Below are 12,126 nucleotides of genomic sequence, written 5' to 3' on the forward strand. Positions count from 1 at the left end.
GCCTCAGTACTCGGATGCGTCCGGTCCGAGCTCCCAGGGCTCGCGGCCGACGTACTCCGCCACAGCCTGGAACACTGCGCCCTCGATCGCTGCACGACGATGCATGGCGTCGTCGTGCCCTTTGGGGAGCAACCGCTCGATCGGCACGCGGTACAGCGAGATGCGCTTCTCGGTGTGATCGACGCGCCAGCGAGGGATGCCATCACCACGGTCGTGCGTGGGCATGGCGACGATCTCCACACGCACGTCGCGCAGCTCCTCCCAGGTGCCGCGCAGGTACTCGACCGCGCTTCCGACCGTGATCTCGAACCGATCCAGCCGGCCGTCCAGCGGAGGAAGCGGCGGCCGCACGACTTCGCTGCGCCCCAGCCTGCCGTGCCTGCCGTGTCGCGCGCCGCGCGATGCGGCGGCGGATGCTGATCGGCGGCGGGGCATGCCGAAAGTCTATGCGCTCCGCGCGGCACCGAGGAGGCACGCCCGCGCGGCTCTACGCTGGACGCGATGGACGAACGATTCGGCTTTGATGACCGGCAGGGCTTTCAGGAGCGCCTGTGCTCCAAAGTGGCCTGCGCGCGCGAGGCGGTCGCGACCCTGACCTTCGATTACGGCGATCAGATGGCTGCTCTCGGCCCGCTCGGACCCGGCGGCGACCCGCACGCCCACGATCTGTGCGCGCAGCACGCCGAGCGGCTCTCCGTGCCTGCAGGCTGGATGGTCGTGCGCCACGAGGCGCTGCGCGGCTGACTCGGTTCTGAGGACCGTCAGACGCGCACGCGCCGCCCGGTGAGCCGCTCGGCCCTCTCGTCGGCGTTGGTGAGCGCGCGCTGCTCGCGCTGCCGCCTGAGCACCGTCACGCCGCGCAGCAGCTCTTCCGGGGCGACGGCGGGCATCGGCGAGACGAACGGCGACACCTCGTCGGCGAGTTCCTGCGCGACGCGCGATCTGGCGGCTGGCGACAGCCGCTCCGCCGTCGCGAGAAACTGCGACACACGACGGGCGAGCCGGTCGGGGAGCCGTGCGACGTCCGCGATATGCGACCACTCCGACAGTGCCGGCGGCAGGTACGGGATGTGGTGCACCAGCTTGGGGACGCGGACGCGTTGCGAGTACGTGCCGGCGACGAGATCGCCGAGGCGCTGCGAGCGCGCGGTCAGCGCACCGGTGATCACGGCCGCCCCGCCGAAGGTCATGTAGATCTCCAGCAGGCCGACCAGTGCGCGGATGAAGGTGTGCCGGAAGGTGATCGCCCCTCCGTCGACGCGCACGATGCGTCCGCCGACGGCGAGCTTGCCGACGCTGCGTCCGCGGGTGGCCATCTCGATGGTGATGGGCAGGACCAGGAAGCTCACGACGAGCGACCACACCTGAAGGATACGGAACAGGTGGTCGTCCATGAGGTTCTGCGACATCAGCCACACCTGCAGCAGGGTGAAGGCGAGATAGACGGCGATCGCGATGGCCATGTCGATCAGAGCGCCGGCCGCCCTCAGCAGGAACCCGACCGGCTGCACATCGATGGCGACGGCCTCGCCGGAGAGGATCTCCTGCTCATCGGCGATGGGAGTGGACATGGGTACAGTAAATCAGGTGGATGCAGATGCTCTCAGTGACGCGCGCCGCCCGGAGTGGGAACGCCTCGACGCGCTCAGCCGCAGGCGTCGACTCAGCGGCGCCGAGGTCGACGAGCTCATCGTCCGCTACCGCGCGGCATCCGCGGATCTCGCCGAGCTGAAGACCTCGGTGGGCGACTCCCCTCAGGGGGCCTACCTCTCCACCATCCTCGCCGCCGCGCGGCTGCGGCTCACGGGTGCGCCCGACAATTTCCTCGCGCAGGCCTCGCGATTCTTCGCGCTCCAGCTGCCGGCGGCGTTGTACCGCATCCGCCGGACGACCGGTGTCATCACCGTGTCGTTCCTGCTCGTGTGGGCGATCAGCGCCGCCTGGATCGCCTCCGACCCGGCGCTGATCGCGACCCTGGGGCTCCCGGCTGATCTGAAGCAGTACGCCGAGGAGGACTTCACCGACTACTACGGCCCGATGGCGTCCTTCGCCGGCATGGTCTGGTCGAACAACGCCATGATCGCTCTGCAGTGCGTGCTGTTCGGCGTCACGGGCCTGTGGCCGCTGTGGATACTCGTCCAGAACGCCGTCAGTCTCGGTGTCGCCACCGCCATCATGGCCGCGCACGACCGGCTCGACGTCATGATCCTGCACATCCTGCCGCACGGACTGCTCGAGATGACCAGCATCTTCGTGGCAGGAGCGGCAGGCCTGCACCTCTTCTGGGCTTGGGCGGCGCCGGGCCGGCGTACGCGAGGTGAGGCGCTCGCCGCCGAGGGGCGGGCGCTGGCGACCGTCGCCATCGGGCTGGTCTTCGCGCTCTTCCTTTCTGGACTGGTGGAGGGGTTCGTCACGGGCTCAGGGCTCCCGTGGGCGGTCAAGATCGGCATCGGCGCGGCCGCACTCGGCGTCTTCCTCCTGTACATGCTGCTCGTCGGGCGCCGGGCCGTCCGGCGCGGCGAGACCGGTGACCTGGTGGAGTACGAAGCGGGCACACCGACGCTGTTCGCCGGTTGATTCTGCTCTTAAGGCAGCCGTCCTGTTACGCAAAGGAGGGAGCGGCCGCAGCCCCTCCCTCCCTTCGAGGCATCGACCGTCAGGCCGCCTTCGCGCCGTCGAACAGTGCCCGGTAGGCGAACCCCGCGAGCATCGCGCCCACCACGGGGAACACCAGGAACACCCACAGCTGTGCAAGCGGTTCCACGCCACCGTAGATCGCCGCCGCGATGGAGCGTGCGGGGTTCACGGAGGTGTTGTCCACCGGGATCGAGATGAGGTGGATGAGCGTCAGCGTGAGGCCGATCGCGAGCCCGGCGAAGGGCGTGCCGCGTTCCGGATGCGTCGTGCTCAGGATGACGAGCAGGAAGAAGCCCGTCAGGATCACCTCGATGATGATCGCGGCGAGCATCCCGAAGCCACCGGGGGAGAGTGCGTCCCAGCCGTTGCTGGCGAACCCGGCATCCTGAGCGCCCGCGAGCCAGGCGTCGGGCCCGAACAGTCCGATCAGCGTGAGCGCGGTCGATGCGACGATGCCGCCGACCACCTGCGCGACGATGTACGGCAGCACGTCTCGCCACGGCAGCCGGCCGGCCGCCGCGGCTCCCAGCGTGACGGCGGGGTTGAAGTGACCGCCGGAGAGCGGCCCGAACGCGTAGGCGCCCGCCACCACGGTGAGACCGAAGGCGAGGGCGACCGCGACATACACGGCCGAATTCGCGCCCGGGTCGGTGAAGTGCGTCGAGGCGAAGAGTGCGGTGCCGACTCCGCCGAAGACGAGCAGGAACGTTCCGAAACCCTCGGCGGCGAGCTTCGCCCCGAGTGATGCGACCAGCGGTGCACCGGGTTCAGGTGCGGGTTTGATGGATGATTCGCTCATTGCCCAGCCCTTCTGAAGATCGCTCGGCGGGTGCCGAGCGATCACATGATCCCGCATGATCGCCTATCAGCGCTCAGGCGCGCCGCCGCACGCCACGCCGACGATTCGCGCTTTTCTTGAATCACTCAAAAGAGGGTAGGCTCGAGGCATGCCCGCCGACCTGATCACCGCCGCCGATGCGGCCATCCGGTCTGCCGGGCTCCGGGTGACGGACTCGCGACGGGCCGTGTACGAGGCTCTCCGCGAGCACCCGCATGCGACGGCCGAGACCGTGCACGAAAGCGTGGCGAGCGCGCTCGCGTCGACCAGCCTGCAATCGGTGTACAACGCCCTCGGCGACTTCGCTGCCGCCGGTCTCGTGCGCAGGATCGAACCCGCGGGGCATCCGATGATGTTCGAGCTTCGCGTCGACGACAATCACCACCACCTCATCTGCACCCGCTGCGGCCACGTCGACGACGTCGACTGCGCCACGGGCCACGCACCGTGTCTGACCCCGAGCGATGCCCGCGGGTACCGCGTGGCGACGGCCGAAGTCACCTACTGGGGCCTGTGCGCATCCTGCGTGCAGGCCGAGACCGCTGCTTCCCTCTGATATCCACCCAATGGAAGGACACCATGACCGACGTTCGTGAAGACGTGCCGGCCATCGGCGACAACGCCGCCGACATCGACCAGACCAAGACCGTCAGCGAAGAGCCCATCGAGCCCGGTGACGCAGGTGCGTGCCCCGTCATCCACAGCCAGCCGCACCCCACCATGGGCTCGGCCAACCGAGTCTGGTGGCCCGAGCAGCTGAACATCAAGATCCTGGCCAAGAACGGCGAGCAGCGTAACCCGCTGGACCCGGGATTCGACTACAAGGCCGCGTTCGAGGCGCTCGACCTCGACCAGGTGAAGAAGGACATCGTCGAGGTGCTCACCACCTCGCAGGACTGGTGGCCGGCTGACTTCGGACACTACGGCCCGCTGATCGTCCGCATGGCCTGGCACAGCGCCGGCACCTACCGCGTCACGGACGGCCGCGGCGGCGGTGGCACCGGCCAGCAGCGCTTCGCGCCGCTGAACAGCTGGCCCGACAACGTCGGCCTCGACAAAGCGCGACGCCTGCTCTGGCCCGTCAAGAAGAAGTACGGCCAGGCGCTGTCCTGGGGTGACCTGATGATCCTCGCCGGGAACGCGGCGCTCGAGGACATGGGCTTCAAGACCTTCGGGTTCGCCGGTGGCCGCATCGACGCCTGGGAGCCCGATGACGACGTCTACTGGGGTCCGGAGACCACCTGGCTCGGTGACGAGCGCTACTCCGGCGACCGTGAGCTCGAGCGTCCTCTCGCCGCCGTCCAGATGGGCCTCATCTACGTCAACCCTGAGGGGCCCAACGGCAATCCCGACCCGATCGCCGCGGCGCGCGACATCCGCGAGACCTTCGCCCGCATGGCGATGAATGATGAGGAGACCGTCGCTCTCATCGCCGGCGGCCACACCTTCGGCAAGACCCACGGCGCCGCATCCGACTCGAACCTCGAGGACAACCCCGAGGCCGCGGGCCTTGAGATGCAGGGCCTTGGCTGGAAGAACAACAACGGCACGGGCAAGGGCGACGACCAAATCACCTCTGGTCTCGAGGTCACCTGGACCTACCACCCGACTCGCTGGGACAACGAGTTCTTCCACATCCTGTACGCCTACGAGTGGGAGCTCTTCCAGAGCCCGGCCGGTGCCAATCAGTGGCGACCCGTGAACGGCGGCGGCGAGGACATGGTGCCGCTCGCGCACTCGAACGGCCGTCGCGAGCCCCGTATGCTCACGACAGACCTCGCGCTGCGGTTCGACCCCGAGTACGGCAAGATCTCCAAGCGCTTCAAGGAGAACCCGGAGGCGTTCGCCGATGCGTTCGCCCGCGCGTGGTTCAAGCTGACGCACCGCGACATGGGACCCCGCAGCCGCTACATCGGCACCGAGATCCCCACCGAGGAGCTCATCTGGCAGGATGTCGTTCCCTCGGTCGAGCACGCCCTCATCGGCGCCGCGGACGCCGCGTCGCTCAAGCAGCGTGTGCTGGACTCCGGCGTGAGCGTTTCGGACCTGGTGGCGTACACATGGGCCGCAGCATCGTCCTTCCGCGGCAGCGACAAGCGCGGCGGGGTCAACGGAAGCCGCATCCGCCTTGCTCCCCAGAAGGACTGGGAGGCGAACAACCCGGAGCGCATCGCCCGCGTGACCGCCGTGCTCGAGGGCATCCAGGCCGAGTTCAACGCCTCGCGCTCCGACGACGTGCGCGTCTCGTTCGCCGACCTGGTCGTGCTGGCGGGCAACGCGGCGGTCGAGAAGGCGGCGAAGGACGCCGGCGTCGAGGTGGAGGTCGTCTTCCACCCCGGCCGCACCGATGCCAGCCAGGAGCAGACCGACGTCGAGTCGTTCGCGTTCCTGGAGCCGATCGCCGACGGATTCCGCAACTACGTCTCGAGGGACGCGGCGCGGATCCCCGCCGAGCACCTGCTGCTCGACAAGGCGAACCTGCTCACGCTGACTGCGCCCGAGATGACGGTACTCGTCGGCGGCCTGCGCGCCCTCGGAGCGAACTGGGACGGATCGTCCTACGGCGTTTTCACCGATCGCCCCGGCACTCTCACCAACGACGTGTTCGTGAACCTGCTCGAGATCGGCACCACCTGGAAGCCCCTCGACCCGGGCTCGCACGCCTTCGAGGGCCGCAAGGACGGCTCGGACGAGCTGGTCGGACGCGGAACCCGCGTCGACCTGCTGTTCGGCTCGAACTCCGAGCTGCGCGCGCTCGCCGAGGTATACGCCTCCGACGACGCGAGCGAGAAGTTCGTTCGCGACTTCGCCGCTGCGTGGGGCAAGGTCACCGAGCTGGATCGCTTCGACCTGCGCTGATCGACGCAGCATGGCCGACGGCCCTCGCCTCCGGGTGAGGGCCGTCGTCTCGTTCAGGGACGGATGCTGCATGCTCCGTCCTACCGCATCAGAGGCGGCCTGCGGCCTTGAGCTCCAGATAGCGGTCGGCGATCCTGGGCGGCAGCTGCTCCGGATCGGCCGCGATGGCCTCCCCGCCCGCGCGGCGCACCGCATCGGCCACGATCTCGGCGTCGCGCATCGTCAGCTCGGCCGCCGCGGCGAGGTAGACGTCCTGGCGCGAGTCGCGACGCCGAGCGAGCTCTCCGATCGAGTCGTCGGTGACGGAGCCGACCAGCACGGTGGTCGCCCTGCCGGCATCGGGGAACGCACCGAGGAAAGACCGGGCCGACTCCGCGGCGTCCTGCGCGGTCAGCACCACGATCAGCGACGGCCGGGTGGTCACCGTGCGCACGGCCGCGAATGCGCTCGCCCAGTCGGTGTCGACCAGACGGGCGTGCACGGGGGCCATCGCGTCGGTGAGCGCGGGCAGCAGGGCAGCACCCTCGACCCCGGTGACCCGGGCCCTCGTGACCCGGTCGTGCATGAGCAGGTGCACATGATCGCCCGCCCGTGCCGCGAGCGCCGAGAGCAGCAGTGCCGCCTCGAGTGATGCGTCGAGGCGCGTGCTGTCACCCACCCGCGCGGCGGCGGTCCGCCCCGTGTCGATCAGGACGACCACATGCCGGTCGCGTTCGGGGCGCCAGGTGCGCAGCATGGTGGTGCCCGACCTCGCGGTGGCGCGCCAGTCGATCGATCGCACATCGTCGCCGCGCACGTACTCGCGCAGCGAATCGAACTCGGTGCCCTGCCCGCGAACCTGGATCGAGGTGTTGCCGTCCAGCTCACGCAGTCGAGCGAGCCGCGACGGCAGGTGCTTGCGCGAAGTGAAGGCCGGAAGCACCCGCAGCGCCCCGCGCACGTCATGACGGGCCTGCCGGCCAGCGAGACCCAAAGGCCCTCGAGAGCGCAGCACGACCATGCCGCTCTGCAGCTCCCCACGGCGGCGCGGAAGGAGGGGGATCTCGACGCGCCGGCGCTCGCCCGGTGGCACGAGGAGCCGCTCACGTCGCTCGGGAGCTCCGGCGGTCGGCTGCCAGCCGTCGCGCAGCAGCCCGCGCAGTGTTCTCGACCCGGTGTTGCGCACCGCCACGCTCGTGACCACGCGCTCGCCGAGGCGGGCACGCGCGGGTACGCGGCGAGTGATGACGGCAGCCCGCGGGTCGGCGGCAAGTGCGACGTCCGCGCCGGTCGACACGATGCACAGCAGAACCCAGCAGCCGACGACCGCCCAGGCCGGCACCCCGGCGGTGCTCAGCAGCACGACCGGTACGACACCCAGCGACAACAGCAGCGCCAGCAGAGGGGAGACGTACATTCAGATCGGCACCCTGGTCTGCTGAACGACGGACTGCAGCACGGAGTCCGGGGACACGCCTTCCATCTGCGCGTCCGGGCGGAGCTGCAGACGATGCCGCCAGACGGGCATGAGCATCGTCTGCACATGGTCGGGCGTGACTGCGCTCGAGGCGTTGAGCCAAGCCCATGCCTTCGCGGCGCCGAGAAGCGCGGTGGATGCGCGCGGGCTCGCGCCGAGCTCGACCGACGGCGACTGCCGCGTCGCCCTGGCCAGATCGACGACGTAGCCGAGCACGTCGTCGGTGACCTGCACGCGCCCGGCCGCGTCCTGCGCGGCGCGGATCTCCTCGGCGCTGACCACGGGCGAGACGCCACTGAGCAGACGCGGTGAGAAGCCCTCGGCATGCAGCCGCAGCACCGACACCTCCGCGTCGCGCTCCGGCATGCTCACGACGAGCTTCATCAGGAACCGGTCGAGCTGCGCCTCAGGCAGCGTGTAGGTGCCTTCGTGCTCGATAGGGTTCTGGGTCGCCGCGACGAGGAACGGATCGGGCAGCGGACGACTGGTGCCGTCGGCCGACACCTGACGCTCTTCCATCGCCTCCAGGAGGGCAGCCTGCGTCTTGGGAGGAGTGCGGTTGATCTCGTCGGCCAGCAGGATGTTGGTGAACACGGGGCCTTGGCGGAACTCGAACTCCCCGGTGCGCGCGTCGTACACCAGCGAGCCTGTCACATCACCGGGCATCAGGTCGGGTGTGAACTGCACGCGCTTGGTGCTGAGTCCGATTGCGCGCGCGAAGCTGCGCACCACGAGCGTCTTCGCGACGCCGGGCACGCCCTCGAGGAGCACGTGCCCGCGGGCCAGGAGGGCGACCAGCAGGCCCGTGACCGTGCCGGCCTGGCCGATCACGGCCTTGTCGACCTCGGTGCGCACCCGGTGCATGGCCTGGCGCAGAGCGGTGTCGTCGAGGGTGGCGGTGGGGAGGCTCTCGTCGGTCACGGGAGGTTCCTTTCGGTGTGGAAGGCGTTGTCGACGGCCGTCTCGAGCTCGGCGAGCTTGCGCGCGAGGTCGATCAGGTCGCGGTCGGATGCGGGTGAGGGGCCGGCGAGCAGTTCGTGCAGGGAGCCGCGTGGCACGCGCAGCCGGTCGGCCGCCGAATCGGCGACCTCGTGCGCCGAGGCCCTCGGGCTCAGACCCAGGCGTCGCGAGAGCCGGAGGGTCGTCCCCTCGCGGATGGCGACGGCGGCGTGGGCGGAGTCCCCGGCTTTCGCCGTCAGATGCGCACGGCCATGCATGGTCTCCGAGGCGCGCACCGTCACCGGCAGTGACTCGGCCACCAGGGGGCCGAAGCGCCGTGCTCGCCAGCAGACCGCGGCGATGCCGGCGAGCAGGAGCAGCACGATCGCCGGGGTGAGCCAATCCGGGGTCAGGGTGCCGAGCGTCTCGGACTGCTCGCCGGTGATGTCGCTGTCTTCGAACGACGGCACGTACCAGACGACCCTGTCGGTCTGGGCCAGCAGTGCGAGACCGAGAGCGGCGTTCCCGTCCTGGGCGAGATCCTTGTTCGAGAAGAGGCGCGAGCCCTCGACGAGCGAGACGCTGCGACCGGCGTCTGTGAACCGCAGCAGGGCCGCGGCGCCCGATCCGTCCCGGAAGCAGGCTTCGACTCCTGGAGCGGCATCGAACAGCCGCTCGGGCTCGATCGACCCGGTACGCGCGAACTCCGCGACGGTGCAGTCCGCATCCAGCGCTCCGGCGGAGAGCGGGGCGTCCGCTCCGAGATCGAGCAACCGCAGCATCCGGGAGCTGCTGGTGAGGAGCACGACCCGTTCGGCGCTGTCGAGCAGATCAACGGCGGCGTCGTCGGTGAGCGTGTACGGGTCGGTGAGCACGAGCGTCGTGCGGCCGTCGACGGATGCGGCGGCGTCGGCGCGGCTGCGCGTGATCTGAACCTCGACCCCCTGCTGCCGCACCAGCTCGGCCAGGGCCCTGGCGCCGCCGGGGCTGGGGCTCTCGGGGTTCAGAGGGCCGCTGAGGCTGGGCGCAGTCGCGACGAAACGCATGGAGAGCACGGCGATTCCGAGCAGCAGAACGACGACGAGGAGCCAGCCCAGAATGCGTCCGCGTCGTCCTCGTGGGCGCGGGGCCGCGGTCGACTCCGCAGTCGGCTCCGGACTCGGGCCGCCTGCGCCGGTCGGCGGGGGAGCGGTGGTCACAGTCACGCCGACACCGCCTCGAGCTGATGCGCCGGGGTCGCGACGCGCAGGTCGTCGTCGGTCTCCGCCAGCCGCCGGTAGTCGGACTCGGTCGCGGGACTGCGCAGGTAGCGCACCGCGTCGAAGGCGGTGGCGGCGCTGTGCAGTCGCTCCGCGAAGCCGGGGAAGGGAGCATTCGCCTCACGCGCGATGCCCTGGGCCGTGGCGCCGGGGGCGGGGTCGATCAGATCCCGCTCCAGCAGCCCTCGCGCGAGTGCGCGGAAGCGCAGAACGACTGCGGAGTCCCAGTCCTGCTCCCTGGCACGGCGTTCGGCCTCGACCCGGAGCTGGGCGGCCGTGCGATCGTCGCGCTCGCCGAGCAGTTCCGCACGTCGGCGCACGGCCCGTTCGGCGCGGGGTCTGCCCCAGACCAGCAGTGCCACGACGAGTGCGGCCACCAGGACCACGACGATGAGCGTCACAGCGAAGGGTGCCACAGCGCCGGAGCCGTCGGAGCTGAAGAGTCCGAAGAACCACTCGACGACATCGGAGACCATCCGATCGAACCAGGTCGGCTTCGCCGCTTGATACGCCTGCTCCGACAGCTCGTCCTCTGCCCAGCGCCGCGCCTCGTCCCCATCGGGCACGAAGACATCGGCGAACCGCATCCCGATCACGTGCCTGCGCCGGGTGGCGCCCACGGATCCGGTGACGCTGGGTCACTCACAGGCGACGTCCGCTGGGGTGCGGACGGTATCGGCGGTGCAGGCGGGGCGGGTGTCTGCCCCGACCCCGTCTGCTGCGTGTGCGGTGCCGTCGCCTGCGGCTGGGCGTGCGGCTGCGGCGGGGCGTACGGCGGCGAGGCGTACCCCGGTGTCTGCTGCACGCGCTGGCCCGGCTGCGGAGCGTATCCGGGATAGGGGTAGGGTGCCTGCGCGGGGTACGGCGGTTGCGGGGCGTACGTCGGGTACGAAGGCGTCTGCGCGGGGGGAGGGGCGCTGCTGACCGCGCGAACCGGATCGACCGCATACGGGTCTCCGAGCTCCTCGTCAGACGTGCCGAGCGCGCTGTGCTCCACATAGCGGACCAGAGCCTGATCGAGTCCCTCGTAGCGCATGCGGCTGTCGAGGTAGATGAGCGTGGCGCCTGTGCCCTGCACCACCAGCTGGATGGCGCCGACCGCGATCACGAGCGCCTGCGACAGCACGCTGATGCCGATCACGACGACGACGCCCGCGGCGTCCTCGCCACCGGTGGGCGCGAGGATCCCCCCGAGGACGGTGCCGATGAGCGATCCCGGGATACTCACCACCTGTATCGCGATGCCCATGATCGCGCTGATGAGGAACATGACGCCGAAGGCCGGCCAGAACCGGCCGCGGATCAGTCGCCACGAGCGCACCAGCGCGGTGCGCAGCGGGGCGCGCTCGATGACCAGGACCGAGGGCACGACCAGGAGCTTGGTGAAGAGCCAGACGAACAGGGGGATGCTGCCGAGCACAAGCAGCAGTCCGGCGATCACGCCGACCGCGATCGACGCGCCACTGTCGAAGCCGAGACCGGCGATGAGCCCGAAGACGACGCCGAAGACCAGCGCGATCCACAGCAGCACGGCGACGCCCTGCAGCAGCGAGAACGCGAACAGCCGCCAGAACGCAGGTCGCACCCGATCCCACAGCAGCCGAAGGGTCGCCTTCCGCGACACGGCGGCGAACGATACGTCCGCCGCGACCAGTCCCTGCACCACTGCAGTGAAGGCCACGCTGGCGAGCGCCAGGACGACACCGGCCAGGATGCCGAGAGCGATCGATCCCGCGACGACAGGGCCGTAGTCGGGAGAACTGGGCGGGACAGTCGCGATGCGGGTCGCGACGAAGATCGCCACCACCACCATCACGCCGACCGTGATGAGCACCACCAGGAACTGCACTGTCACGGCGAAGCCGAACAGCACCTTGGGATTGTGGCGCAGGGCGCTGAATGCACGGCCCAGCAGCATCCCGAATGTCATCGGGTGAAGAGGGATCGCCCCCTTCTTCGGTGCCGGTGTCCAGGTCTGGCCGCTCATCCGCACTCCCTCCCGTGTGCTCTCCCATCGTGGCACATCGCCCCTCGGCATCCACGTCCCTCGCTTCCTGAGCGCGAACGAGTTTCTCAAGTAGGCTGAAACGAGTTGCGGTCGCGCCGGGGGAGCAGATCGCTTCGGGAGAGAAAGATGA

The 12,126-nt window shown here is 69.8% G+C and carries 12 protein-coding genes; 4 read left to right on the forward strand and 8 right to left on the reverse strand.

Annotated features, from left to right (window positions below; all coding sequences use genetic code 11):
• Nucleotides 1-3: 3 nt before the first annotated feature.
• A complete protein-coding gene (locus tag RIN43_RS06335) occupies nucleotides 4-435 on the reverse strand; it encodes a hypothetical protein (RefSeq protein ID WP_309128041.1) in 432 nt (143 codons plus the stop codon).
• A gap of 66 nt (nucleotides 436-501) precedes the next feature.
• Here RIN43_RS06335 and RIN43_RS06340 point away from each other — a divergent pair, with 66 nt between their 5' ends.
• Nucleotides 502-744, forward strand: a complete 243-nt coding sequence (locus RIN43_RS06340; protein WP_309128042.1) for a DUF3499 family protein — start codon at nucleotides 502-504, stop codon at nucleotides 742-744.
• Nucleotides 745-761: 17 nt separating this feature from the next.
• On the opposite strand, the gene RIN43_RS06345 is transcribed toward RIN43_RS06340, so the two are convergent.
• The gene (locus RIN43_RS06345; protein WP_309128043.1) at nucleotides 762-1,571 is read right to left on the reverse strand and encodes an RDD family protein; all 810 of its coding nucleotides are present in this window, start codon (nucleotides 1,569-1,571) and stop codon (nucleotides 762-764) included.
• A 16-nt stretch (nucleotides 1,572-1,587) separates the two neighbouring features.
• Here RIN43_RS06345 and RIN43_RS06350 point away from each other — a divergent pair, with 16 nt between their 5' ends.
• The gene (locus RIN43_RS06350) at nucleotides 1,588-2,577 is read left to right on the forward strand and encodes a stage II sporulation protein M (protein ID WP_309128044.1); all 990 of its coding nucleotides are present in this window, start codon (nucleotides 1,588-1,590) and stop codon (nucleotides 2,575-2,577) included.
• Nucleotides 2,578-2,656: 79 nt separating this feature from the next.
• Here RIN43_RS06350 and aqpZ read toward each other — a convergent pair whose 3' ends face one another.
• A complete protein-coding gene (gene aqpZ, locus RIN43_RS06355) occupies nucleotides 2,657-3,436 on the reverse strand; it encodes an aquaporin Z (protein WP_309128045.1) in 780 nt (259 codons plus the stop codon).
• Nucleotides 3,437-3,584: 148 nt separating this feature from the next.
• Here aqpZ and RIN43_RS06360 point away from each other — a divergent pair, with 148 nt between their 5' ends.
• A complete protein-coding gene (locus RIN43_RS06360) occupies nucleotides 3,585-4,031 on the forward strand; it encodes a Fur family transcriptional regulator (protein WP_309128046.1) in 447 nt (148 codons plus the stop codon).
• A 23-nt stretch (nucleotides 4,032-4,054) separates the two neighbouring features.
• On the forward strand, nucleotides 4,055-6,334 hold the full coding sequence (gene katG, locus RIN43_RS06365; protein WP_309128047.1) for a catalase/peroxidase HPI: 2,280 nt from the start codon (nucleotides 4,055-4,057) through the stop codon (nucleotides 6,332-6,334).
• 88 nt (nucleotides 6,335-6,422) lie between these two features.
• On the opposite strand, the gene RIN43_RS06370 is transcribed toward katG, so the two are convergent.
• The 5 genes from RIN43_RS06370 to RIN43_RS06390 are packed head-to-tail and all read right to left on the reverse strand — an operon-like array spanning nucleotide 6,423 to nucleotide 11,975.
• Nucleotides 6,423-7,730 (reverse strand): DUF58 domain-containing protein, encoded by a 1,308-nt coding sequence (locus RIN43_RS06370; protein WP_309128048.1) that lies wholly within the window; start codon nucleotides 7,728-7,730, stop codon nucleotides 6,423-6,425.
• Nucleotides 7,731-8,654 (reverse strand): MoxR family ATPase, encoded by a 924-nt coding sequence (locus RIN43_RS06375; protein ID WP_309128127.1) that lies wholly within the window; start codon nucleotides 8,652-8,654, stop codon nucleotides 7,731-7,733.
• A gap of 53 nt (nucleotides 8,655-8,707) precedes the next feature.
• A complete protein-coding gene (locus RIN43_RS06380; RefSeq protein ID WP_309128049.1) occupies nucleotides 8,708-9,934 on the reverse strand; it encodes a DUF4350 domain-containing protein in 1,227 nt (408 codons plus the stop codon).
• Nucleotides 9,931-10,608, reverse strand: a complete 678-nt coding sequence (locus RIN43_RS06385; RefSeq protein WP_309128050.1) for a DUF4129 domain-containing protein — start codon at nucleotides 10,606-10,608, stop codon at nucleotides 9,931-9,933. The genes RIN43_RS06380 and RIN43_RS06385 overlap by 4 nt, the downstream gene beginning before the upstream one ends.
• Nucleotides 10,581-11,975 (reverse strand): hypothetical protein, encoded by a 1,395-nt coding sequence (locus RIN43_RS06390; RefSeq protein ID WP_309128051.1) that lies wholly within the window; start codon nucleotides 11,973-11,975, stop codon nucleotides 10,581-10,583. Before RIN43_RS06390 ends, RIN43_RS06385 begins: the two co-directional genes overlap by 28 nt.
• Between the last annotated feature and the right edge of the window lie 151 nt (nucleotides 11,976-12,126).

This window comes from Microbacterium sp., from assembly GCF_031178445.1.
Lineage (GTDB): Bacteria > Actinomycetota > Actinomycetes > Actinomycetales > Microbacteriaceae > Microbacterium.

Bases quoted from the DNA above. Each gene is read 5' to 3' on its own strand.
- RIN43_RS06340 (WP_309128042.1), top strand. From the start codon at position 502: ATGGACGAACGATTCGGCTTTGATGACCGGCAGGGCTTTCAGGAGCGC.
- RIN43_RS06370 (WP_309128048.1), bottom strand. From the start codon at position 7,730: ATGTACGTCTCCCCTCTGCTGGCGCTGCTGTTGTCGCTGGGTGTCGTA.
- RIN43_RS06375 (WP_309128127.1), bottom strand. From the start codon at position 8,654: ATGCACCGGGTGCGCACCGAGGTCGACAAGGCCGTGATCGGCCAGGCC.
- katG (WP_309128047.1), top strand. From the start codon at position 4,055: ATGACCGACGTTCGTGAAGACGTGCCGGCCATCGGCGACAACGCCGCC.
- RIN43_RS06360 (WP_309128046.1), top strand. From the start codon at position 3,585: ATGCCCGCCGACCTGATCACCGCCGCCGATGCGGCCATCCGGTCTGCC.
- aqpZ (WP_309128045.1), bottom strand. From the start codon at position 3,436: ATGAGCGAATCATCCATCAAACCCGCACCTGAACCCGGTGCACCGCTG.
- RIN43_RS06335 (WP_309128041.1), bottom strand. From the start codon at position 435: ATGCCCCGCCGCCGATCAGCATCCGCCGCCGCATCGCGCGGCGCGCGA.
- RIN43_RS06390 (WP_309128051.1), bottom strand. From the start codon at position 11,975: ATGAGCGGCCAGACCTGGACACCGGCACCGAAGAAGGGGGCGATCCCT.
- RIN43_RS06345 (WP_309128043.1), bottom strand. From the start codon at position 1,571: ATGTCCACTCCCATCGCCGATGAGCAGGAGATCCTCTCCGGCGAGGCC.